Source organism: Vibrio penaeicida (assembly GCF_019977755.1).
GTDB classification, from domain to species: Bacteria; Pseudomonadota; Gammaproteobacteria; order Enterobacterales; family Vibrionaceae; genus Vibrio; species Vibrio penaeicida.
In genome coordinates this window covers 159,185-181,489 of the sequence record NZ_AP025145.1, presented here as the reverse complement: position 1 = coordinate 181,489, position 22,305 = coordinate 159,185, and the positions used below count along the sequence as shown (strand labels likewise).

The window sequence follows — 22,305 nt, the reverse complement described above, 5'->3', positions numbered from 1 at the left end:
ATTAAAGCCGTTTAGCCAGGCGCTTTAGATACCCTTTAGCTAAGTCTTTATCGCCTCGGCTGAGCCACTTAACACAGTCAAAGAGTTCCCAAATCAGTCCGTCATCGCCATTTGGGAAGACCGGAAAGTTCTCATGTTTAGGCGCTGATTGGTTCGAGATTCTACTTGGAGTTACGGAGCTTTTATCGAACAATATTTTATAAGGTTTACATATCTCAAATTCTTCAGATACATCTAGTATGTGAATTTCAGCACTTGTCATATCACCAAATAAATATTTGCGAAAACATGCTTTGTCATTGTGCTCACCCGATAAACAATAAAAAACCTCTTTCCCTATTACAAACTGTTCGAATTGATCGCTATTATTCTTATGAAAATTGTTGGTGCTAAATACAACGATATCAGCGTCCGATACTCTATCTCCAGTTCCACCCGCTAACGAACCAACCAATACTGCCGCCAGTACATCTGGTGACTCTTGAAAGGATGTAACTGCGTCTTTAATTAGCGCTTCTTGCTTATCCAAACACTGCATGATTACCTCTTAGCGATCAGATTTTGCGGATTTCCATTTGCAAACGCGATCACGTTCTCGAATGCGATCTTAAAGTACAGCTCATAGCTGCCTTGTTCCACATAACCTAAATGAGGGGTTGCCAAAACGTTAGGTAGCGCGATTAACGGTTCATTTTCTGGAGTAGCAGGTTCATTTTCAAATACATCAAGAGCAGCAAATTTCGACGGCTCACAAGTAAGTTCTGCAAGTAAAGCGCCCTGCTCTACCAGTTCTGCGCGGCTGATATTCACAAATAACGATCCTGATTTCATCGCCGATAAATCGGATCGTTTTACAATTTCTCGCGTGGCATCATTAAGCCTTAAGTGCAAAGAAACAATATCTGAACTTTCAAAAAATGACCGCTTAGATTCCGCAGCATCAAAGCCATGCTCTATCGCCTTTACCCGAGAGGATTCGCTTCCCCAAACTAAAACGTCCATTCCAAACGCTTTAGCGTATTGGGCAATACGCTGGCCAATTTTTCCGTAACCCCAAATACCTAGCGTTTTACCATGTAAGGTTTGACCTAACCCTAATCCGGACTGTTGCCAAATCCCTTGAGAAAGCTGAGAAACGTAAGAGGGAATATGACGGTACGCCGCCATAATAAGCGACCAACAGAGCTCAGAAGGGGCAATGGGTGAACCTTTTCCTTCTGCTATATCCACACCATATTGATGGCAAAGATTAGGATTAATATGATTACTGATTTTCCCTGTTTGGCTGATCAGTTTTAAATTTGGCAACTTCGAAAGCAGCGCTTCCGTTATCTCGGTACGTTCACGTATTAATACAAGCGCTTCCACATCGGCAATGTTTTCAGCCAGCACTTCCGGATCTTTGAACGTCTCATTCAATACGATAACGTCATGCTCTTTCAGGAAGTGAAAACACGCCAAATCTTTTACAGCATTTTGATAATCATCCAATATGGCTATTTTCATTACGTTCCCTTTTAACTGAAATCGAATTCTTGGTTATACAGTTTGAGTACATTCACTAAAGGTTCTTCCCAGCCCAAACATTCTTTTAGCTGAGCAACAATGCCTTCTACATACTGCTTTTCAATGTTGATTTCTATTTTCATCAATGGGTAGTTTTCAACATCGCCAATCGCACCAAAAACAGGGCTAGACCCCAATAGCGCACGGTGCGAACCGGTCACAGAACCAATCGCCCAACAATGATCGTAGTTACCTATTCTATCGACACCCGACTCATGCAGCGTGCTCAACACTTTGTCTTTTTGGTCTGGCTGACAGAAGATTTCCAGTTTGTACATTCAGGTTTCCTTATATGTGTGTCCATATAACACTTTGATTTAAAAACACTGCCTAACAACTTTTTAACTACGAAGCATAGCAAGTACATTTACCGTTTTGCGTCCTTGAAAGTGTGAGTGAGATTCAAGTCACAGATATACAACTAAATACTCATAAGTAATAGCCCACTCAATGATGGCGCCTATCCGGTATGAAATTTATTGTTAGAATGCGTCGGAATTTTTAAATCTATGTAGGCTAGGAATGAAAAAAATATTGTTAATCGCACTATCAGTAGGACTGATAGCGTGTGGTGGTGGAGAAAGTACGCAGGCAGAAAAACAAAAAGAAACGACCATTACAAAAACACACTCAGGGTGTAAAATAGAAGAAAAAAAAGCCATTTGTGATTCAGATGTTAAGAGCTTCGATTGGTTATCATCAAACCGCGATATTAATTATTTAAAACTATCTAACGTAACGCTAACAACAGAACTGATCAACTCAATACCAGATAGTAATGACAACATCTTAGGATTAGAGCTTTTAGATAATAGTTTAAGTCGCGATTCAAATATAATAAGTAAATTCATAAAATTAGAGTATATATTAATTTATAAAAACCGTGATGCACTACAATCAAATAATGGGGTTTTACCAAAACCACTTCAAGATATTAACAGCCTAAATAATCTAAAAGATATCGAGTTCAGTAGAAACAACATAACCAACCTAGAAATAAGCACTGAAATTGTCAAAAACTTAGATGGAATATATATTTTCGACAATGATTTGATTTTTATTGAAGACTATAAATTATTAGATAAGCTGGAGTCCTCTACAAATTTAAAGAGAGTTGCTTTAAATAATTCAGGTCTGAGTAGATTTAACCCTTCATATTTAATTAACTTGGAGGTACTATCATTAGACAGAAATAATAAACTATTTAGTGATGAGAGTAGAAAACTGGAGTTACTTCAAAAAATTTACTCCATGGATAATTTAAAAGATCTTTATCTAGACTCCAACAATTTGAATGATAATGATTTAAATGGAATAGATAAGTTAAGCCTTGAAACATTAAGCCTTTCATATAATCCACTCAGTAGTAATACAATTCAAGATAAAATCCTATCATTATCATCCCTTAAACATTTATATCTAAATAGAACAGGTTATCCTGACAATACCAACTTTTCATTAGTTCCTCATTTACAAACTCTCCACTGGAATGAATCAAATATCCGTACCATCGATCTTTCATCCTTAAAGGATCTGAGTTATTTAAGTCTCTCAGATAATTACCTTACTAAGCTAGACTTAAAAAATGATGCACCAATCAAATACATATCCATAACAAACAACCAAATTGATGAACTGAATATATCGAACAAGAGTTTACTAGAATCAGCTTACTTAAGTAAAAACAAATTAACTCAACTTGACTTATCAAATACACCAAACTTGCGCTATCTAAGAGCAAATGAAAATAAAATACAGACTATTGGTTTTTCGAAATCTAGTAAACTAAAGGTTGTTTATTTGTCCAACAATAATATAGAAAAAATTAAGCTACCAAACTCAAAAACATTTGAGCGGTTATTTATAAACAACAATAAATTAACCGAGCTTGATACTTCAAGAACAACTTCATTAATAACCATTAATGCTAACAATAATAGAATTTCTAATTTTAGTTCAAGTAACTCACAAAATTTAGAATATCTTCAATTAAAAAATAATAACCTTTTAGACATCGAACTATCTAATTCAATTAATTTAAAAAGTGCTTGGATAGACAATAATTCACTCACTACTTTTGATGGTAGAGACCTATCTAATCTGCATACATTACGAATTTCCTTTAATAAACTAACATACTTTAATACAAGTGGAATGGAATCTTTGATGCGAGTTTACCTTAGAGATAATAAAATTAAATCTTTCGAAGGAATAACGTTACCATACCTAGGTTATCTAGATCTTACGGAGAATGAGCTTCAATCATTTGATTCTAAAGACCTGCCATCTTTAACAAGACTAACATTAGATAATAATAAAAATTTAACACCAAATAATACAAGCATTAAACCAGAAAACCACACCTCTTTGACGGGTTATAACATAGAGTTATTTAATACAGGTTTTACAGAGCAAGAAATAAAAGATCTTAAATCAAAGTTTCCTGAGTAACTTTTAAGACAGAAAAGGGGCTTTCGCCCCTTTCAAATTATGTTATTCGGCTACTTACGCAGAGCATTCAGCTTCGCTTGTGCTACACCAAATACAGAATCGATTGGGTAAGCGCCTTCATCGCCCAATTCGCCTGGTTGTTTGCCCGTAAAGAGTTCTACAGCTTCGGTCACATGATCAATTGCCCAAATGTGGAACTCGCCTTTTTCAACCGCTTCTACCACGTCGGTACGCAGCATCAAGTTATGGACGTTCGATTTCGGAATGATAACTCCTTGATTCGGTGAACGTCCTTTGATCACACAGACATCAAAGAAGCCTTCAATTTTCTCATTCACACCACCAATAGGCTGAGACTCACCAAACTGGTTCATGGAACCTGTAATGGCGATATCTTGTCGGACGGGCAGTTTAGAAAATGCCGATACAATGGCGCAAAATTCCGCCATACTTGCGCTATCGCCATCTACGCCGCCATAAGATTGTTCAAACGTAATATGCGTAGTTAACGGGACTCGAGCAGTTTTGCCAAATACCGAGGCGAGGTAAGCCGAAAGAATCAACACGCCTTTTGAGTGAATACTGCCACCCAAATCGACATTGCGCTCAATATCAATCACCTCACCGTCACCGTATGCCGTTGTCGCCGAAATTCGGTTTGGCGCACCAAACATGTGATCGCTCGTACTGAGTACAGAAAGCGCATTCACCTGCCCAATCGCTAGCCCTTCGGTGTGAATGAGCGTGGTGCCATTGGTAAAGCTTTCCATAACGCTGTCTTTTAACCTGCCGACACGCATCTCTTGGCTCGATAACGCTTGCTCTACATGGCTCGCACGAATCAAGTTGGATTTGGCAGCACGAGCAACATAGTTAGACTCTCGCAGCAAGTTGGCAATATGAGCAGAATGCAACGAAAGCTTGGTGCAATCGCCCGCACGACGGGAGCTGTGCTCAATGATTCTGGCAATGGCTTTTTTGTCGCAATGCAGCATGCCGTTGTCGTGCACAATGCTAGAGATAAAGCGTGCGTAGTGAAGCTCGGCTTCAGGGGTTCGCGTCATCTCGTCTTCAAAGTCTGCTGTTACACGGAACAACTCTCCAAACTCGGCATCGTAGTGTTGTAAAAGCTGGTAGGTACGGTAATCCCCAAACAAGATGATTTTCACATCCAGTGGAATAGGTTCCGGATCAAGCGAGACTGCCCCAGTCAGGGTCAGCTCCTTTTCTAACGAGGTTAAGCTTAACTGGCGAGCACGGAGTGCTCGTTTTAAACCATCCCACACGTAAGGCTGCTCCAGTACTTTAACCGCATCCATCAGCAGTACACCACCATTGGCTTTATGAAGGCTACCCGCTCGGATAAGCGAGAAATCGGTAAAAACCGTGCCTTTGAACGTAGCCGTTTCCGTGTAACCAAACAGACTATGGTAGTTGGGGTTGTCTTCCACAATGATGGGGAAGTTTTCGTCCTTTTGGCTCACCAACACGTTAATCTTGTATCGGCGTGGCAACTTTTTATCCAGAGAGGCAGTTGCAACTTCGCCTTGCTCGTTTGCTTCTTCTAAAAAGATATCGACGTTTTCAATGATGTCTTTTTGCAGTTCACCCAGATATTTCTTCACTTCTGTGAATTCTGAGTAATCTTTCTTAAGCTGCTTAATGAAATGACTGATCACATCGAGCGTTACATCGCTGTTCAGCTTTTGGATTTTCTCGGTATACGTTTCTTCCCACTCGGTTAGCTGGCGAACCATGGTGCGCAACGAGATTTCCAAAGAATCGATGGTTTTGTCGAAGTAGTCTTGCTCTTTTGGCGTTAACTCTTCAAAGGATTCTTCGGTATGTAAATCTTCACCGTTCATGGCAACAAATTGGTAATCGCCCTGATTGGTTATGGTTAAGCTAATACCGCGCTCTTTGGCATCTTTACTGATGTCTTCAAGCTTTTCTTGTTGCTTCGCCGCAAGTTGGTTTTTCAGCTTGTCGGCACGGGAATAGTAAATCTCGTTATCAAAAGCTAATGGCATCGCTTTGACCAACTTGGTCATCAGCTTTTCGATGTCTTTACTTAATTTTGTGCCCACTCCTGCTGGCAACTTAAGCACTTTGGGTGTGCGAATATCATCGAAGTTCGCGACATAGCACCAGTCGAAGGTGGACTCATTATCCACTGGGTGGCGGTTTAAATAACGCAACACCATGGTTCGCTTACCCAAACCATTTCGACCAATGGCGTAAATGTTATAACCCTTTTCTTTGATGGACATAGCGAATTCAACGGCTTTTTGAGCACGTTCTTGCCCAACAATTTCATCAATCGGTTCGATATTCTTAGTTGAAGTGTGTTCGAAGTCTTCGTTTAAAGCATGTACATACAGATCGTCTGCGCAAAGTTCTTTGATTCCCATAACGACTCCTTTCACTAGATTTTAATTCTTGTTTTCTCGATCAAATGACAGAGCCCAACTAGGCTATGTGGCGACAAAAGGGTGACAAATTTTAGCCACCTATATTCAATAAGTTAGCATAGAGAAAACGCATCGGGTGTGGGGCAACTATCATAAAAGGCAATTCCAGCGATCGTTTGCACAAAATATAACCAACTGTCGCTAGAATTGCATTTTTGTTAGATGGGGGTTTTGGGTGGCGAAGTTAGTGGCTAAGTTAACTGCTATTTCAAATGGTTCTGGGGTAACTGAGATTGTCCAAGAACGGCTACAACTAATATGAAGTCGCCCTCTTTAGTGAAGTATGCCGTGTGTCGCCCCAAAGGAAAGTAGAATCCGTTCGGGTATATTTCATCACAATGCCTACCAAGATCGGGATTGTCGGCAATCATTCTAAAACCAGTAAGGAGTGTATCTTTGTATTTTACCCACTGTAATTCTGAATAATTGGCAACAGTATAGTCCTTGATTTTGCGCAAGTGACTCTGAGCTAATTTACTCAGCTTGTATTTTATCTTTGGCATTCTTGGGCTTACAGATTGTTTAGAAAGCTTTCGCCATCAGCGACATCGTTTTGGGCTAGATCGGTTTTAGCGGACTCAAAGCAATGTTTAAGATAATCAGCCTTCATCGCTTCAAGTTCTTCGTAGTCTTTGATGGACATAACTACTACAGCGTCTTTACTGTTTTTGCTGATCTTTATCGGCTCACGTTGAGCATTAAGAAGTAGCTCACCGAAGTTACGTTTTGCATCATTGGCCGTTAATGTATACATGGTTAAGCTCCAAATATGGAATGACAAAAAAAAGTATAACTAATCACATGAAATGGTCAATACGATTAAATCGTGCGATTCGAACGAAAAGCATATAACCACAACGAAATAGAAACAAAGAACACTTGGTAAATTGAAAAGACGGTAAAAAAGCAGGAACGCAAAAAAGAAAAAAGCGACACATAAAGATGTGTCGCTTAGCAAAATTTAGTAAGGCTGAAACTAAGCCAACCTTGCCATAAGCTATAAATTACACTGGAAGCAATGTGAGCAATGTCGTGTCAAAGAAATCCAGATTCGATTCACCATTACTTGAAAAAGTGCAGAGCTAAATGACTCAACTCTATGACAAACCGTTTCTTTTTCCCTTTCGACAAAGCAAACAATAATCATTCTCATTTATGTTGTCAAACACTTTGTTGATAATTATTCTCATTTAATTACCAAGCCATAAAAGTGGCACCTTGCTTCCTAAACATTACATGTTGTCGCTTGCTATAGAGTCTCTCTAGAAAAATCAACCACACTATCACCAAAGATCTCTACAGCCTGCGTAACAACTGGTTTCATCAGTAATCTTAACTCGACGAGATCATTGCCATAATCCGCGACTTCATCATCATCTTCAGATGTGTTGCAAATTTTTGCCCACTTATTCTCAAGCTCCAATAAGGCTTCAAGAACAAGCCGAGTATCCGCATTATCTAATTCCAATTTAAGATTTTTCAAACGACTTTTCCTTCCTTCTTAAATACTCGAGTGGCGCTCAACGCCATTTCTTCTATTGAGCCTTTATACTTTTCAATCGGCAAAGTCTTCATTGCTTGGATCGCAACTTGTTGCTTCGATGCGATTCATTTCTCAATTCAACGTAAATCTAAAGAAAACTCAATTTCCAAAAAAACGCGGCTCGCTTCGAATGAAAAAGCGAGCCGCGGTGGAAAAGGCGAAGCCTTATCCAAAGCTAAATTGAGTTTTCAGCGCTGTAAGGTGGCTTAAACCATAGAAGGGTCTGGGTCTAGACCCATTAGTTCGCGACCAAAGATCTGAGCACATACATCATAATCGGTATACGCGTGCGCGCCTGTCATGTGTGAGTCTCTGAATAGACGCTGGGCTTCGTTGTCTTCAAACCATGAATTACCACCCATTGCTTCAAACAAACGGTCTACGGCTTCAATACACATTTTTACCGCGTAGGCTTGGTTAGTACGCCAATGCGCCAGTGTTTCGCGATCTGGGTAGCGTTTTTGTTCGCCGTACTCTTTGTGCTCTTCCCACGTTTTTTCTAAGAAAGCTCGCGCGGCATTTACTTGGTGTGTGGATTCAGCAAGACGCATTAATGCAGGAGTAGCACCACCAACGTTCACCCCTGTATAGGCGCGTACACGGTTTTTGGTTTTCTCTTTAAACACCTCCAGCATACGCTCTGCAATGCCTAGGCTAATCGCTGAAAAGCCGCAAGCAAAATATGGGCGATAAGGCGCGTAAAAGATTTTGCTTTCTGGGTATAAATCAAACCCTGCCGACTTCCCTTCCATCATATCTTTCGCGGCTTCAATACGATGCTCTGGAATGAACACATCTTCGATGATCAGTGTTTTTGTGCCACTTGATTTCATGCCAGCTGCAAACCAATCGTCTTGTATGCTGTATTCGCTGCGCGGTACTACACCAAATGAATAGATTCGCTCACCTTGAATACCTTCACGCCAAAAACCAACGATCGCCCATTCAGCATGGTCGCAACCGCTACTCCAACGCATATGCCCATTGAACAGAACGCCGCCTTCTACTTCTACCACTTTACCAAAAGGAGCAATACTGCTGCTCGCTGTCGCATCAGGGTTCTCACCCCAGAACTCTTCTTGCGCCTGCTTGGAAAACATCGCCATTTGGTGGCTGTGAGTAGAAAGCAAACTTGCCGCCCACGCAGTACCGCCACACGCGCCCGCCAAAGCGGCAACGCAATTGGTGAATTCAGGCAAAGACACTTCCAGCCCACCGTATGCTTTAGGCTGTAAAGCGCGGTGAAAGTTAATGCTTTTTAATAAGCGTATGTTCACTTCAGGTGGCGTTCGGTCTCGCTCTGCCATCGCAGCATTTTCGGCAATGGTTGGAAGAATTTTATTCAGCTCGTCGAGTAAAGGGTTATTTGTATTCATAGTTGTCTCACATTATTGGATTTTTCAAAGAAGTGTTGGTATTTTCCAATTTAAGCAGCCTTTGCTTCACCGGTTTTTACGGTTCTAAATTCTCTGTTAAAATAAATAAGCGCGTCTTTACTTGAATTAATATCAATATTTTCTATTTCCAAAAAAAATACAGAATGGGTTCCAACTTCACTTACGTTTTTAATTTTCCCTTCCAAATTCGCTATTGCACCTTCGAGTTTAGGTACACCTTTTTCTGTTAATTTCCATTCAGGCAGTGCAAATCTTTCTTCCATCGGTAGTTTGGTCATTCCCGCAAAGTGATAAGACATAGTCTCTTGCTCTTCACTGCATATATTTATGCAGATATTTTGGTTTTCACAAAACTTATCATGGCTACCACTTTGCTGATTAACGCACACTAACATAGTAGCTGGAGAGTCACTCACCGAGCATACCGCTGTTGCAGTAATGCCCCCAAGCCCAGCTTGACCACCTGTAGTCACAATGTTCACAGCCGCAGCAAGGTTTGACATGGCATCTCTAAATTTCTTTTGGTTATCCTGTTCCATTTCCGTATTCCCTTCAAGTGTAGGATTGCATTTCCATATTAGATAAAGGGAGATATATAGATATGGCTTTTTCTTTTAATGGATTGCACTTTTCAATAAGAGATTCATACCAAAATAAATTAACTCAATGAATTTAATAAAAAATATAACTTATGAATAGTCCCACCTAACTATTTCCGACATTTTCACTTCTAGATTCTATTTGTTATAGATAAATAAAGAACAAGCAAAATAGAAAATAAATAAGGAAGTAGCATGCTCAAAAAGGAAGAAATAGAAAATGCCGCGCAGAAGCTTTATCAAGCTGAAATAAACCGCCAGCAAATTCCAGCCCTGACACTCTCTCACCCAGAGATGACCATGGACGATGCCTATGCCATTCAAAAAACTTGGGTGGATAAGAAAATCGAAGGTGGAGCACAGGTGAAAGGCTACAAAATCGGGCTGACATCGAGAGCCATGCAAATGGCGGTGAACATCGACCAACCTGATTTTGGGGTATTACTGGATGACATGTTCTTCCCAGATGGCGCACAGATCCCAGCTGGCGATTTTCTCGATCCTCGCATTGAAGTTGAACTGGCGTTTGTTCTAAAAGCCCCTTTAAAAGGCGAGAACGTCACGATTTTTGATGTGCTTAATGCCACCGATTACGTTGTGCCCGCCATTGAGCTCATTGCGGCTCGTTGCCACAGAACCGATCCAGAAACAGGTTACACCCGCAAGGTTTACGACACCATTGCCGACAACGCCGCCAATGGCGGAATCATCATAGGTGGACGCCCTATTCGTCCAGACGAAATGGACATTCGCTGGGCGGGTGCCGCGCTTTATCTCAACGGTCAAATTGAAGAAACAGGGCTGGCTTCTGGTGTGCTTGGTCACCCTGCAAACGGCATCTGTTGGGTATGCAAACGCTTTGCGCCACATGGCATTGGGTTGGAAGCAGGACAAGTCATCCTTTCTGGCTCATTTACCCGTCCCGTTGCAGTAAAAGCGGGCGATACGGTGCATGCCGATTACGGTCCGTTGGGCGGCATATCGGTGTCGTTTGTGTAGTGGCGCTGATGAAAATAGTGGCACCGGTATAGGCAGGAACAACTATGAAAAATCAATTTAAACACAAACTCTCCAACCACCAGCTGCAATGGGGGCTATGGCAAGGCTTGCCCGACCCAACTGCCGCCGAAATCTGCGCGGGTGCGGGCTTCGATTGGCTTCTCATCGATGGGGAACATGCCCCGTTTGAACTTGGAGATGTACTTACCCAGCTGCGAGCGATTGAACCTTACAACACGTCCACCATTGTTCGACCAGCAGAGGGAAACACCACGGTGATTAAGCGCCTCCTCGATATTGGCGCACAAACGCTTCTAATACCGATGGTTGATACTGCTGAGCAAGCACAGTCGTTAGTGTTGGATTGTCGCTACCCACCTCAAGGACGTCGCGGCATGGGAAGTTCGCTAGCGCGAGCGGCACGCTGGAATCAAATTCCAGAGTACGTGCACAGCGCCAATCAAGAAGTGTGTTTACTGGTTCAAGCGGAAACGCAAACCGCACTGAACAACTTGGAAGAGATCGTAGCGATCGAGGGCATTGATGGCGTATTCATCGGCCCTACCGATTTGTCCGCTTCCATGGGGCACGTTGGAAACCCTGATCACCCAGAGGTGGTTGCCGCTATCGAAAGTGCGATTTCCACTATTCGAAAAGTAGGGAAAGCCGCTGGAATTTTGTGCCTCAACCCAGCGAAAGCGCAGCACTACGCCGATTGTGGCGCGAGTTTTATCGGCATTGGTGTGGATACTTTGCTGCTATCGAATGGCGCGAAAGCACTGGTTTCTCAATTTAAAGGACAACAAGACACCGCCCCAAGCGGAAGCGGTTATTAAAGGCTTGCAGACTTAAGGATTCAACATGACGATTTTACCCAACAGCCAGTCCAAACTGGTTTGTGTGGCACTGAACGACAAGCGCCATCGCCAAGAATGGAACGACAAATTTCAGCAGCTCCCCTACAAAGCGCTGCCAACCGAGCCAGTTCTGTATTTCAAGCCCAGAAATACATGGAACAAAGACAATTCGCTAATACCAGTAGAAAAAGCGAACGCTTCACTCGTAGTCGGAACCAGCCTTGCGCTACTGATAGGCAAACGCTGCCAGCGCGTGAACCGTGACAATGCTCTGAGCTACATTTCCGGCGTCAGCGTGGTGCACGATATTTCCTCACCGGAAGAAAGTTACTACCGCCCAGACATTCTTGGAAAAGGCATCGATAAATCCGCGGCGATGAATGGCAACTGGCAACCGGCGAGCATACTTGCCTCATCAGCGAGTGCGATTCCATCAGCCCCTGCTCCATCATCGACGATTGTCTCCACCAAAATTAATGGCAAATGGCGTGGCGATATTTCCACCGACCATTTTGAAACCGACATTCTCGAACTGATTGAACGTATCTCTTTCATCATGACGCTGGAACCGGGCGACATCATTGCTCCGTGTTTTCATGGCGAGCGCATTGCCATACGGGCTGGCGACAAAATCGAATCCAGCATTAATGGCCAGCACCACCTCACTAGCCGCTTAGGGGAGTACGCCCAATGAGAACTGCACGAATCATTAAAGATGGCAAAACCCTGAACATTACCATCGATATGAATGGTCAATTTATCGCGCCAGATGGCAACGTCGTGTCAAAAGACAACATCTCATGGCTTTGCCCAGTAGAAAACCCAGGCACGATTTTCGCGCTCGGTCTTAATTACGCTGATCACGCTTCAGAATTGGCCTTTTCTGCCCCAGAAGTACCGCTGGTTTTTATTAAAGGTGCCAACACGCTCACAGGACACGAATGCCCAACGTATCGCCCAGATAATGTGGATTTTATGCATCACGAATGTGAACTGGTGGCAGTGATTGGCAAGAAAGGCAAGCACATCTCTCGTGAAGACGCGATGGACTATGTGGCGGGTTACACCATTTGTAATGACTTCGCCATCCGCGACTACCTTGAGAATTACTACCGCCCCAACCTAAAAGTGAAGAGCCGCGATTCCCTTTGCCCTATCGGTCCTTGGCTGGTGAGCAAAGATGAACTGCCAGACGTCAGTAACCTGTCACTGGAAACCAAAGTGAATGGCGAAGTGGTTCAAACCGGCAACACCAATGGCATGATTTTCAGCATCCCAGAGCTGATTGAATACCTTAGCCAAACCATCACATTGCAACCAGGCGACATGATTGCAACCGGCACGCCAAAAGGGCTGAAAGACACCCAACCCGGTGATGTGGTTGAGTGCTCCATTGAAGGGCTAGGCACGTTAACCACGCACATGGTCAGTGAAACGGAATACTTTAAAAGCAAGGATTAAGCATGACAACTCTCGATACGCAAATTACCAAAGCCAGACAATATCTGGCACGTTTTAAGACCGACACACTGGGTCACTTCATTAATGGAGAATGGACGCTAGGAACAGGTTCTGACACCTTTGAAAACCAGAGCCCAATCAACAATAAACGTCTAGGTACGGTAGTAAAAGGAACAGAACAAGACGTGAACCTCGCGTGCACTGCGGCGCAAAGTGCCTTTGAAGAATGGTCGGGGCTTTCTGGTGCAAAACGTCGCCAAATCTTACATAAACTCGCGGATGAAATAGAACGCAGAGCAGAAGAAATAGCACTCGTTGAATCAGTGGATTGCGGGCAAGCATTTCGCTTTATGAAGCAAGCAGCTGTGCGCGGCGCAGCGAACTTTCGCTTCTTTGCAGACAAAGCCCCAGAAGCGAAAAACGGTGACTCTTTATTTCAAGATGCGCACACCAACTTCACTGTGCGCACCCCTATTGGCCCCGTAGGTGTGATCACCCCATGGAACACCCCTTTCATGTTATCGACATGGAAAATCGCTCCGGCACTGGCCGCTGGTTGTACCGTCGTGCACAAACCTGCCGAGTTCAGCCCACTCAGTGCCGCTATTTTAGCGGAGTGTGCCGAAGCTGCGGGGCTACCGGCAGGCGTTTGGAACATGGTCAATGGGTTTGGTGAAGTGGCCGGTAAAGCACTTACCGAGCACCCTGCAATCAAAGCAGTGGCTTTTGTTGGGGAAACCACTACAGGCTCCATGATTCAGGCACAAGGTGCAGCCACATTAAAACGCGTCCACTTTGAATTGGGCGGTAAAAACCCCGTTTTGGTGTTCGACGATGCCGACATGGAACGTGCTCTTGATGCGGTAGTTTTCATGATTTACAGCTTGAACGGCCAGCGCTGCACCAGCTCCAGCCGCTTGATCCTTCAATCGTCTATCAAAGATGAATTCATCGCGAAGTTGAAACACCGAGTGAGCTTGCTAAAAGTCGGGCATCCACTCGATCTCGATACCGAAGTCGGCCCGCTTATTCACCCAACGCATTTAGAAAAAGTCACCAGTTATCTGGAATCTGCCAAGCAGGAAGGAGCCGATGTCGCTCGTGGCAACGTGTCGGAATTGGCACCAGAAGAGGGGTATTACTTTGCTCCGGCGCTGATCACTAACGTGAATAACGAAATGAAAGTCGCGTGTGAAGAAATCTTCGGACCTGTTTTATCGGTGATCACCTTCGATTCAGAAGAAGAAGCCCTGCGCATTGCCAACGATACCCAATATGGTTTGGCGGCGTACATATGGACAGGCGACACCGGTCGCTCGATGCGATGTGCCCACAAAATTGAAGCGGGCATGGTGTGGGTCAACTCAGAAAACAACCGAAACCTCCCTTCTCCCTTTGGCGGCGTGAAAATGTCGGGGGTCGGTCGTGACGGTGGCGACTGGAGTTTCGACTTCTACATGGAAACCAAGAACATCTGTATCGCACACGACCAGCACACGGTGCCTAAATTGGGTAAGGAGGGCTAAATGCCTCACTTTATTGTCGAGTATTCCGCCAATTTGGATGGCGATGTGGATTTTCCTGATCTGTTTGAACAGCTCGCCAATGTTGCTCAAGAAACGGGAGTGTTCCCATTAGGGGGCATCCGCATTCGAGCGCACCGCTGCGAACACTTTCGAGTGGCGGAAGGCGACCCTGAAAATCGGTTTATTCAATTGACCATCAAGGTGGGTACAGGCAGAAGTGAAGAAACACTCAAAGAAGTAGGCGATACCCTACACGCCTTCTTTACTGAGTATCTTTCTTCCCTTTTCGATACCCGATACCTGAGCTTTGGGCTGGAGCTAACCGAGCTTCACCCAACTTTGAATTACAAGAAAAATAATATCCATCAAAAACTGGCCAAGTGAGCACAACGCTGGCATCGCTGGCGTACCAAAAGTGAATGAAACACAAGGAGAATGATTATGGGTGAATTGGTTATAGCAGCCAAAATTACACACGTCCCAACCATGTTGATGTCGGAGCAACCTGGGCGTCTATTTGGTTGCCGACAGCAAGCCATCGACGGACACAAAAAGTTGGCAGCCATGGCAAAAGAACACAATGTCGATACGTTGGTCGTGCTCGATACCCACTGGTTGGTCAATGCAGGCTATCACGTCAATTCAAATAAGAAATTTGAAGGGATCTACACCAGCCACGAGTTCCCTCACTTTATCCAAAACCTCTCTTATCACTACGATGGCAACCCAGAATTAGGGGACGCTATTGCAGAAAAGGCGATGGCGAAAGGCGTTCATACCCTATCCCACCAAGTAGAAACCTTGGATTTGGAATATGGCACCCTTGTTCCGATGCGGTACATGAATGAAGACAGCCATTTCAAAGTCGTCTCTATTGGAGGTTGGTGCGCGGTGCATAGCATCGAATCGTCACGTCTTGTCGGCGAAGCCATCCGTGAAGCGATTGAAGAAAGTGACAGCCGAGTCATGCTGCTGGCGTCGGGCTCCCTTTCCCACCGGATTTGGGATAACGAAGACTACGAAGCCAACAACGGCACCTTCACCATTTCCAAAGAATTTAACCGCCAAGTCGATCTGCGCGTGTTGGATTTGTGGGCACAAGGCGAAATCAAAACCTTCCTAAAAATGCTGCCTGACTATGCCGAACTGTGCTCTGGCGAAGGCGGCATGCACGATACCGCGATGCTGTTTGGTGCATTAGGTTGGGATAACTATGAAGGTAAAGGCACGCTCATTGGCGAGTACTTCCCGAGCTCGGGTACAGGGCAAGCGAACGTGCTGTTCTCTTTATAAAGCCATTCTCTTTATAAAGCAGTTTTCTTATACGGCCGTCTATCAAATGAAGTGCCCTCTCTTAGCCAGAAGTCACTCTCTGATCCAATGACCTTTCTTTGATCCAGCAAGCGATTGCTGAATCACAGCTTCACTACGCCCATCTCCTGCTTTGAAAATAGTCAGGCGAAGGGCGAATTTACCTTTTTCTAAGGAGCGCCACATGAAATTGAACGATCCAACTCTGTTAAAACAAAAGTGCCTGATCAACGGGGAATGGGTAGGTGAAGGTGATCAATACCAACCTATTTGTAACCCAGCCAACCAAGAAGCCATTGGGTTCGTTCCTTGCTTTGGAGCTGATGAAACCCACCAAAGCATCGAGGCGGCAGAGCGAGCACAAAAAAGCTGGAAAGCGCAAACCGCCAAATCCCGTTCTTTAATTCTTCGCCGCTGGTTCGAATTGATGCTGGAGAATCAAGACGATCTCGCCACGATTCTCACCTCGGAACAAGGAAAGCCGCTTGCAGAAGCCAAAGGTGAAATCGCTTATGCAGCAAGCTTCATCGAGTGGTTTGCAGAAGAAGCCAAACGCACCTACGGCGAAACCATTCCAAGCCACAAACCCGACGCTCGAATCGTCGTAACAAGAGAGCCCATTGGCGTGGTCGGGGCGATTACACCTTGGAATTTCCCAGCAGCCATGATCACCCGAAAATGCGGCCCTGCATTGGCGGCTGGCTGTGCGGTTGTGCTTAAGCCAGCACCAGAAACCCCACTCACCGCTTTGGCATTGGGCGAGCTTGCCATTCGAGCGGGCCTACCTGCCGGTGTACTCAATATCGTGACTGGCGACGCTGTACAAATTGGTGGCGCGTTAACGCAAAGCCCGGTGGTTCGAAAAATCAGCTTCACTGGCTCCACAAACGTTGGAAAGCTGCTCATGAACCAATCTGCCGACACCGTGAAAAAGCTGTCGCTGGAATTGGGGGGCAATGCTCCTTTCATCGTGTTTGACGATGCGGATTTAGACGCCGCGGTCAGCGGGCTCATGGTAGCCAAATACCGAAATGCAGGGCAGACCTGTGTGTGTGCGAATCGGATTTACGTACAGCGAGGCGTTCATGATGCGTTTGTGGAACGTTTCAAAGCTGCGGTGGCTAAGTTAGAAGTCGGCGATGGGATGAATGGTCACGTTCAAATAGGCGCCATGATTAACAAAAGCGCGGTCACTAAAGTCTGCAAACACGTAAGCAACGCATTAGAGCAAGGTGCGACATTGGTATCGGGATCTGCCACCCCACCCAATGACTTGTTCCTCCACCCTATGATTGTGACCGACATGACCGACGACATGCGCGCCGCCAATGAAGAAACCTTTGGCCCTCTGGCGGCGATTTACCCGTTTGATACTGAAGAAGAAGTCCTTGAACGTGCGAACCGCTCTGATGTAGGGCTCGCTGCGTATTTCTATACCCAATCGCTCGCCCGTGCGTGGCGCGTTGGTGAAGCATTGGAAGCGGGCATGGTTGGCATCAATGAAGGACTAATTTCTACCGAAGTCGCACCATTTGGCGGCATTAAAGCATCCGGCCTAGGGCGTGAGGGGGCAAGGCAAGGTATTGAGGATTATCTCGAAACCAAATACATGCTCATGGGCGGATTATAGAATTTTTCAATGAAATTCAGCGCTTTGCCAGGCCTCATCCCGATGGTTGATATAGACCAATCTCAAAACTTGGCTAAATGGTAATTAGCCCACCCAACGACTATTGAGTTTGGGTCTGGAACCACAGACAGAATGGAAATTAGAAGAACAATATTATGGAACATTTAAATTCTCTTACTTACTACGCTGCTACCAAGAAATACGACTTGTCGTTTCCGACTTTGGACAATGATCTTGATGTAGACGTCGTGATCATTGGTGGTGGCTTTACGGGCATTAACACCGCTTTGGAACTGGCAGAAAAAGGCATTACCAATGTTGCTGTATTGGAAGCCAAACACCTTGGTTATGGTGGTACAGGCCGTAACGGTGGTCAGATCATGGCGGGATTAGGTCACGATTTGGACACGGTAAAGAAGCACGTTGGCAAAGATGGGCTCGAAGAACTTTTTAAGCTGGGCAACATCGGCGCAAGCATCATTCGTGAGCGCGTAGAAAAGTACAATATCGATGCGGATTTTTGTCAGGGTTACGCGTATCTGGGCTTTAACGGTCGTCAGGAAAAAACGCTGCGTACTTGGATGGACGAGTTTAAAAAAGCCACACCCGACGAAGAAATCACACTGCATACCGGATCGGAAGTGCAAGACGTTATTGGCTCACCAGCATACTCGTGCGCGCTGAAACACATGGGTGCAGGGCATATTCACTCATTGAACTTGCTGCTTGGCGAAGCAAAAGCTGCCTCTGAATTGGGAATCTCTATTTACGAAAACACCCAAGCGCTGGATGTGGAATACGGTGAGCAAATCAAAGTACGTACTGCTAAAGGCACAGTCACGGCGAAGAAACTCCTGTGGGCATGTAATGGGTTTTTGCAGGGCATGGAACCTCACTTGCATCAACACACCATCAATACCTATGCCTTCCAAATGGCAACCGAGCCACTCAGCGACGAGATGATTGAACGCATCAGCCCTATTCGCGGTGCCTACAGCGACATTCGCCCGGTTATCGATTACTACCGAGTCACCAAAGAAAACCGCCTGCTATTTGGTAGCGCGACGCGCTGGGTCGAATACATGCCGAGCGATTTAAAGGCATGGAACCGCAAACACATGCTGACGATTTTCCCATACCTGAAAGACGTGAAAATCGACATGGCGTGGGGTGGACCCCTTTGTTGCTCCGCCAATCTGTTCCCACAAGTCGGAACACTAGAAGGACACGACAATGTGTTTTACGTACAGGGCTATTCTGGCTTTGGCGTAACCCCAAGCCATATTGTTTGCAAAGTGTTAGCAGAAGGGATGAGCGAAAGCACCGATCGCTACAGCTTAATGAGTTCAATACCACTGACACGTGTCATCGGAAAGGATGTTGCCCGGCCATTGCTCGTGACCAGCGGCAAGCTTTTCCACCAAATCTCGGGCTACTGGATGGGCAGGCGCTAAATCGCACTTCTCACTGGTACACGTTATTAACCAATACACAATAAAAACACGTGCTTCACCAATAAATACGCTTATAAAAGTCAACGAAAAAGGAAATACCAATGAAACCAATTCTATTGAATCAACCCCTGCCTGAAATGATGTCTGTCGGCAGTGTCGAAAACCTTGGTTCAACCGTGATCTCTGGTTCACCTCAGGCCGAGGTAGCGATGATTTCAGGCACCCCCGAAGACGCATTGAGCTGCGGTTTGTTTGGCTGTACAGAAGGCGAATTCAGTATGCAATACCCCTTCACAGAGCACGCTACGGTTTTGGAAGGCGAAGTCGAGCTTACCAATGAAGAGACAGGCGAATCCCACACTTACAAGCAAGGCGATTCTTGGTTTGTAGAGCAAGGCACAAAAGTGCGTTGGCACATCCGCACACCCAAGTTTGTAAAACACTACTTAGCAGTTGCTCAGTAAAGTTTGACGCTTCTCTGCTGGTTCTCCCTTAACCATTCGCAGACATAAGCATCAGCAGAGAAGCATTTTTCGGGGGATTTATGAGTCCGACAAACACCAAAAGCATCACGCAAGCTAATTTAGCTCAAACCAATGCGGTGCAAGACAATGCCGCACTAGCTAATGTCGCAAAAGACAATGGCGCGCAAGCCAATGTTACGCAAAAGAATATAGCGACATCACGTATTCCGAATATCGATATCGGACAAGCGTACGACCGACGCTATATCGATAGCGAAGTTCACTTCGAACAGATACAGAACCTGGCGGATTTCTTCGGTCACGATATGCCGGTGCATTATCACGATCGCTTCTATCAAGTGCATGTAGTGATGTCGGGTAACATTCGTTTGCAACTGGATAACCGCACCTATCAGTGTGAAGGTCCGGTACTGTTTTTTACACCGCCCACGGTGCCGCATGGGTTCACTATCTCAACGGAAACGGAAGGCTATGTGCTGACCATTCGACAGCAATTCGTATGGCAAATACTCAGCCAAACGTCCGCTTTAAACGACAAAGGATTGTTTGCCACTAAAGGAGTGTGTATTCCGCTTGGTACTCATAAAGCGTCGCTTAATCGAATTCTTACGTTGCTTGCCTTGCTAAACGATGAATACAGCAACGACCGTACGGAAAAAGCTAAGGCGTTGTATTCGTTGGTGCGCTTGGTTTTGATTGAAATCATTCGTATGTCAGACGAAACCAATTCGGCGTCTTCTGTTCGCGATATTGATGCTCAAATATTTCATCAATTTCACCAGCTGATCGAAGCGCAGTTTGTCCATCATTGGACATTATCCCAATACGCCAGCGAGCTGTGTGTGACCGAATCTCGGCTTAACAGCATTTGCCAACGCGTTAGCGAAAAATCGGCGAAACGCTTGGTTAACGAACGGGTTTTACAAGAATCCAAACGTTTGATTGGGCTTACCCAAAAACCCATTACCCAAATTGGCTACGAACTCGGGTTTCACGACCCTGCTTATTTCGCTCGCTTTTTTCGCCGGATGTCTGGCGTAACCGCAAGCAACTACCGGGAAAGCCAGCAGAAACCATCGGCAGGGTAACCCCCCCCAGCGATTGCTGCGCTTTCAATCAACATCAGGAGATTTTGTTATGGATAACCGCTTTGGATTGATCATCAACGGCCAAAAACGCGCTGGTGATCTGCCTCCGCGCCCTGTTATTAACCCAGCCACAGGGCAAGTACTTAGAGACGCGCCAGAAGCATCTTCGAAGCTACTAAACCTTGCTGTGGAATCTGCGAAACAGGCATTTGAAAGCTGGAAAAACGTCAGCCACATGACGCGCAAGGCAATGCTGACAGAAATTGCCGACAATCTTGAAGCCGCAATGGAAGAGCTCGCCACTCTGATTGTGGAAGAGCAAGGTAAGCCGCTCGATTTAGCAAGAATGGAAGTGGGTGGTGCTGTGGCATGGACTCGTTACGCCGCTGGTGCCGACGTGCCCGTTAAAGTGATTCAAGATGACGATACTAAACGCATCGAATTGCACCATAAACCCATTGGCGTTGTTGCATCTATTACGCCTTGGAACTGGCCGCTGATGATTGCGGTTTGGCATGTAATGCCCGCGTTGCGTACTGGAAACTGTGTGATTATCAAACCTTCAGAGCTTACGCCATTCAGCACGATTCGTATGGTCGAAATCATGGCAGATGTACTGCCAGATGGGGTGATTAACGTCATTTCAGGGGGTGGCGAACTCGGCCAAGCCATCAGTGAGCATAAAGGCATCAATAAAATCGTATTCACGGGTTCTACCCCAACAGGGCAACGCATCATGAGCGCAGCGTCGGGCAATCTGAAACGCCTAACTCTAGAACTCGGCGGTAACGACGCTGCCATTGTCTTGCCAAATAGCGATGTACAGGCTTTCGTTCAGGGGCTATTCCAAACCTCTTTCATCAATATGGGGCAAACCTGCGCCGCATTGAAACGCTTATACGTGCACGAAAGCCAATATGAAGAAGTCTGTCAGGCACTCACTGAAATCGCGCAATCACAACACGTCGGAGCAGGTTTGGAAGAAGGCGTAACCTTTGGTCCTGTACAAAACCTGAATCAATTCAACAAAGTGCAAGAGCTCATCGACGATGCCGTTGCCCAAGGAGCCAAAGTACTGACGGGAGGCAAACCAGTCAGTGACGAAGGCTACCTATTCCCGCCAACCATTGTAGCGAATGTATCTAACGGTATTCGATTGGTCGATGAAGAACAATTTGGCCCTGTATTACCCGTGATCCCCTATCAAACCGTCGAGCAAGCCATTCAGCTCGCTAACGACAGCGATATGGGACTCGGTGGCTCAGTGTGGGGAAGCGATACCGAACAAGCTCAACAAGTTGCTCAAAGAATGGAGTGCGGCACAGTGTGGATTAATGGTCACGCCGAAGTACTGCCTCATGCCCCCTTTGGCGGCAACAAAATGTCGGGGTTTGGTGTGGAATTCGGTGAAGAAGGGTTATTGGAAAATACCCAGCCTCAGTTAATCAATATAAACCGCTAAAAAAA

Annotated in this window: 22 protein-coding genes; 13 read left to right on the top strand and 9 right to left on the bottom strand. The window is 45.2% G+C overall.

The window, feature by feature from the left end; translation table 11 throughout:
• Position 1 precedes the first annotated feature (1 nt).
• Genes LDO37_RS19250 through LDO37_RS19240 form a run of 3 tightly spaced genes read right to left on the bottom strand, consistent with a single transcriptional unit; the run spans position 2 to position 1,844 of the window.
• Positions 2 to 538 carry a nucleotidyltransferase domain-containing protein gene (locus LDO37_RS19250; RefSeq protein WP_126609820.1) on the bottom strand — a complete coding sequence of 179 codons (537 nt, stop codon included), beginning with the start codon at positions 536 to 538 and terminating at the stop codon, positions 2 to 4.
• Positions 539 to 540: 2 nt separating this feature from the next.
• Positions 541 to 1,506 carry a D-2-hydroxyacid dehydrogenase family protein gene (locus LDO37_RS19245; protein ID WP_126609819.1) on the bottom strand — a complete coding sequence of 322 codons (966 nt, stop codon included), beginning with the start codon at positions 1,504 to 1,506 and terminating at the stop codon, positions 541 to 543.
• A gap of 11 nt (positions 1,507 to 1,517) precedes the next feature.
• The gene (locus LDO37_RS19240) at positions 1,518 to 1,844 is read right to left on the bottom strand and encodes a hypothetical protein (protein ID WP_101110464.1); all 327 of its coding nucleotides are present in this window, start codon (positions 1,842 to 1,844) and stop codon (positions 1,518 to 1,520) included.
• Positions 1,845 to 2,088: 244 nt separating this feature from the next.
• Between LDO37_RS19240 and LDO37_RS19235 the strand changes: the two genes are divergently transcribed.
• Positions 2,089 to 4,017 (top strand): leucine-rich repeat domain-containing protein, encoded by a 1,929-nt coding sequence (locus tag LDO37_RS19235; RefSeq protein ID WP_224055760.1) that lies wholly within the window; start codon positions 2,089 to 2,091, stop codon positions 4,015 to 4,017.
• Between the two features lie 50 nt (positions 4,018 to 4,067).
• Here the strand turns inward: LDO37_RS19235 and LDO37_RS19230 are convergent, their stop codons facing one another.
• The 6 genes from LDO37_RS19230 to hpaC all read right to left on the bottom strand — a co-directional run bounded on the left by LDO37_RS19230 (position 4,068) and on the right by hpaC (position 9,967).
• A complete protein-coding gene (locus tag LDO37_RS19230) occupies positions 4,068 to 6,428 on the bottom strand; it encodes a Lon protease family protein (RefSeq protein ID WP_126606872.1) in 2,361 nt (786 codons plus the stop codon).
• Between the two features lie 263 nt (positions 6,429 to 6,691).
• Positions 6,692 to 6,991 carry a type II toxin-antitoxin system RelE/ParE family toxin gene (locus tag LDO37_RS19225; protein WP_126606873.1) on the bottom strand — a complete coding sequence of 100 codons (300 nt, stop codon included), beginning with the start codon at positions 6,989 to 6,991 and terminating at the stop codon, positions 6,692 to 6,694.
• An 8-nt stretch (positions 6,992 to 6,999) separates the two neighbouring features.
• Positions 7,000 to 7,242 (bottom strand): type II toxin-antitoxin system Phd/YefM family antitoxin, encoded by a 243-nt coding sequence (locus LDO37_RS19220; protein ID WP_126606874.1) that lies wholly within the window; start codon positions 7,240 to 7,242, stop codon positions 7,000 to 7,002.
• A gap of 495 nt (positions 7,243 to 7,737) precedes the next feature.
• The gene (locus tag LDO37_RS19215; protein WP_126606875.1) at positions 7,738 to 7,971 is read right to left on the bottom strand and encodes a hypothetical protein; all 234 of its coding nucleotides are present in this window, start codon (positions 7,969 to 7,971) and stop codon (positions 7,738 to 7,740) included.
• 266 nt (positions 7,972 to 8,237) lie between these two features.
• Positions 8,238 to 9,407, bottom strand: coding sequence for a p-hydroxyphenylacetate 3-hydroxylase oxygenase component (locus tag LDO37_RS19210; RefSeq protein ID WP_126606876.1), 1,170 nt, complete (start codon positions 9,405 to 9,407; stop codon positions 8,238 to 8,240).
• A 50-nt stretch (positions 9,408 to 9,457) separates the two neighbouring features.
• The gene (gene hpaC, locus LDO37_RS19205) at positions 9,458 to 9,967 is read right to left on the bottom strand and encodes a 4-hydroxyphenylacetate 3-monooxygenase, reductase component (RefSeq protein ID WP_224055759.1); all 510 of its coding nucleotides are present in this window, start codon (positions 9,965 to 9,967) and stop codon (positions 9,458 to 9,460) included.
• 255 nt (positions 9,968 to 10,222) lie between these two features.
• Here hpaC and hpaH point away from each other — a divergent pair, with 255 nt between their 5' ends.
• The 12 genes from hpaH (at position 10,223) to LDO37_RS19145 (ending at position 22,300) form a co-directional block, all read left to right on the top strand.
• Complete coding sequence (gene hpaH / locus LDO37_RS19200; RefSeq protein ID WP_101110492.1) at positions 10,223 to 11,026, top strand: 2-oxo-hept-4-ene-1,7-dioate hydratase; 804 nt, start codon at positions 10,223 to 10,225, stop codon at positions 11,024 to 11,026.
• Between the two features lie 44 nt (positions 11,027 to 11,070).
• Positions 11,071 to 11,862, top strand: coding sequence for a 4-hydroxy-2-oxoheptanedioate aldolase (gene hpaI / locus LDO37_RS19195; RefSeq protein ID WP_126607934.1), 792 nt, complete (start codon positions 11,071 to 11,073; stop codon positions 11,860 to 11,862).
• A 25-nt stretch (positions 11,863 to 11,887) separates the two neighbouring features.
• A complete protein-coding gene (locus LDO37_RS19190; protein ID WP_126607935.1) occupies positions 11,888 to 12,577 on the top strand; it encodes a fumarylacetoacetate hydrolase family protein in 690 nt (229 codons plus the stop codon).
• Complete coding sequence (locus LDO37_RS19185; protein WP_126607936.1) at positions 12,574 to 13,344, top strand: fumarylacetoacetate hydrolase family protein; 771 nt, start codon at positions 12,574 to 12,576, stop codon at positions 13,342 to 13,344. Before LDO37_RS19190 ends, LDO37_RS19185 begins: the two co-directional genes overlap by 4 nt.
• Positions 13,345 to 13,346: 2 nt before the next feature.
• Complete coding sequence (gene hpaE, locus LDO37_RS19180; protein WP_126607937.1) at positions 13,347 to 14,870, top strand: 5-carboxymethyl-2-hydroxymuconate semialdehyde dehydrogenase; 1,524 nt, start codon at positions 13,347 to 13,349, stop codon at positions 14,868 to 14,870.
• The gene (locus LDO37_RS19175; protein ID WP_126607938.1) at positions 14,871 to 15,254 is read left to right on the top strand and encodes a 5-carboxymethyl-2-hydroxymuconate Delta-isomerase; all 384 of its coding nucleotides are present in this window, start codon (positions 14,871 to 14,873) and stop codon (positions 15,252 to 15,254) included.
• A 57-nt stretch (positions 15,255 to 15,311) separates the two neighbouring features.
• Positions 15,312 to 16,163, top strand: coding sequence for a 3,4-dihydroxyphenylacetate 2,3-dioxygenase (hpaD, locus tag LDO37_RS19170; protein ID WP_126607939.1), 852 nt, complete (start codon positions 15,312 to 15,314; stop codon positions 16,161 to 16,163).
• A gap of 202 nt (positions 16,164 to 16,365) precedes the next feature.
• The gene (locus LDO37_RS19165) at positions 16,366 to 17,811 is read left to right on the top strand and encodes an NAD-dependent succinate-semialdehyde dehydrogenase (RefSeq protein ID WP_126607940.1); all 1,446 of its coding nucleotides are present in this window, start codon (positions 16,366 to 16,368) and stop codon (positions 17,809 to 17,811) included.
• A 155-nt stretch (positions 17,812 to 17,966) separates the two neighbouring features.
• A complete protein-coding gene (locus LDO37_RS19160; RefSeq protein ID WP_126607941.1) occupies positions 17,967 to 19,265 on the top strand; it encodes an NAD(P)/FAD-dependent oxidoreductase in 1,299 nt (432 codons plus the stop codon).
• A 101-nt stretch (positions 19,266 to 19,366) separates the two neighbouring features.
• Positions 19,367 to 19,729, top strand: a complete 363-nt coding sequence (locus tag LDO37_RS19155) for a cupin domain-containing protein (protein WP_101110507.1) — start codon at positions 19,367 to 19,369, stop codon at positions 19,727 to 19,729.
• An 80-nt stretch (positions 19,730 to 19,809) separates the two neighbouring features.
• On the top strand, positions 19,810 to 20,838 hold the full coding sequence (gene hpaA, locus LDO37_RS19150; protein ID WP_126607942.1) for a 4-hydroxyphenylacetate catabolism regulatory protein HpaA: 1,029 nt from the start codon (positions 19,810 to 19,812) through the stop codon (positions 20,836 to 20,838).
• A 49-nt stretch (positions 20,839 to 20,887) separates the two neighbouring features.
• Complete coding sequence (locus tag LDO37_RS19145; protein ID WP_126607943.1) at positions 20,888 to 22,300, top strand: aldehyde dehydrogenase family protein; 1,413 nt, start codon at positions 20,888 to 20,890, stop codon at positions 22,298 to 22,300.
• Positions 22,301 to 22,305 lie beyond the last annotated feature (5 nt).

Bases quoted from the DNA above. Each gene is read 5' to 3' on its own strand.
- LDO37_RS19250 (WP_126609820.1), bottom strand. From the start codon at position 538: ATGCAGTGTTTGGATAAGCAAGAAGCGCTAATTAAAGACGCAGTTACA.
- LDO37_RS19245 (WP_126609819.1), bottom strand. From the start codon at position 1,506: ATGAAAATAGCCATATTGGATGATTATCAAAATGCTGTAAAAGATTTG.
- LDO37_RS19240 (WP_101110464.1), bottom strand. From the start codon at position 1,844: ATGTACAAACTGGAAATCTTCTGTCAGCCAGACCAAAAAGACAAAGTG.
- LDO37_RS19235 (WP_224055760.1), top strand. From the start codon at position 2,089: ATGAAAAAAATATTGTTAATCGCACTATCAGTAGGACTGATAGCGTGT.
- LDO37_RS19230 (WP_126606872.1), bottom strand. From the start codon at position 6,428: ATGGGAATCAAAGAACTTTGCGCAGACGATCTGTATGTACATGCTTTA.
- LDO37_RS19225 (WP_126606873.1), bottom strand. From the start codon at position 6,991: ATGCCAAAGATAAAATACAAGCTGAGTAAATTAGCTCAGAGTCACTTG.
- LDO37_RS19220 (WP_126606874.1), bottom strand. From the start codon at position 7,242: ATGTATACATTAACGGCCAATGATGCAAAACGTAACTTCGGTGAGCTA.
- LDO37_RS19210 (WP_126606876.1), bottom strand. From the start codon at position 9,407: ATGAATACAAATAACCCTTTACTCGACGAGCTGAATAAAATTCTTCCA.
- hpaC (WP_224055759.1), bottom strand. From the start codon at position 9,967: ATGGAACAGGATAACCAAAAGAAATTTAGAGATGCCATGTCAAACCTT.
- hpaH (WP_101110492.1), top strand. From the start codon at position 10,223: ATGCTCAAAAAGGAAGAAATAGAAAATGCCGCGCAGAAGCTTTATCAA.
- hpaI (WP_126607934.1), top strand. From the start codon at position 11,071: ATGAAAAATCAATTTAAACACAAACTCTCCAACCACCAGCTGCAATGG.
- LDO37_RS19190 (WP_126607935.1), top strand. From the start codon at position 11,888: ATGACGATTTTACCCAACAGCCAGTCCAAACTGGTTTGTGTGGCACTG.
- LDO37_RS19185 (WP_126607936.1), top strand. From the start codon at position 12,574: ATGAGAACTGCACGAATCATTAAAGATGGCAAAACCCTGAACATTACC.
- hpaE (WP_126607937.1), top strand. From the start codon at position 13,347: ATGACAACTCTCGATACGCAAATTACCAAAGCCAGACAATATCTGGCA.
- LDO37_RS19175 (WP_126607938.1), top strand. From the start codon at position 14,871: ATGCCTCACTTTATTGTCGAGTATTCCGCCAATTTGGATGGCGATGTG.
- hpaD (WP_126607939.1), top strand. From the start codon at position 15,312: ATGGGTGAATTGGTTATAGCAGCCAAAATTACACACGTCCCAACCATG.
- LDO37_RS19165 (WP_126607940.1), top strand. From the start codon at position 16,366: ATGAAATTGAACGATCCAACTCTGTTAAAACAAAAGTGCCTGATCAAC.
- LDO37_RS19160 (WP_126607941.1), top strand. From the start codon at position 17,967: ATGGAACATTTAAATTCTCTTACTTACTACGCTGCTACCAAGAAATAC.
- LDO37_RS19155 (WP_101110507.1), top strand. From the start codon at position 19,367: ATGAAACCAATTCTATTGAATCAACCCCTGCCTGAAATGATGTCTGTC.
- hpaA (WP_126607942.1), top strand. From the start codon at position 19,810: ATGAGTCCGACAAACACCAAAAGCATCACGCAAGCTAATTTAGCTCAA.
- LDO37_RS19145 (WP_126607943.1), top strand. From the start codon at position 20,888: ATGGATAACCGCTTTGGATTGATCATCAACGGCCAAAAACGCGCTGGT.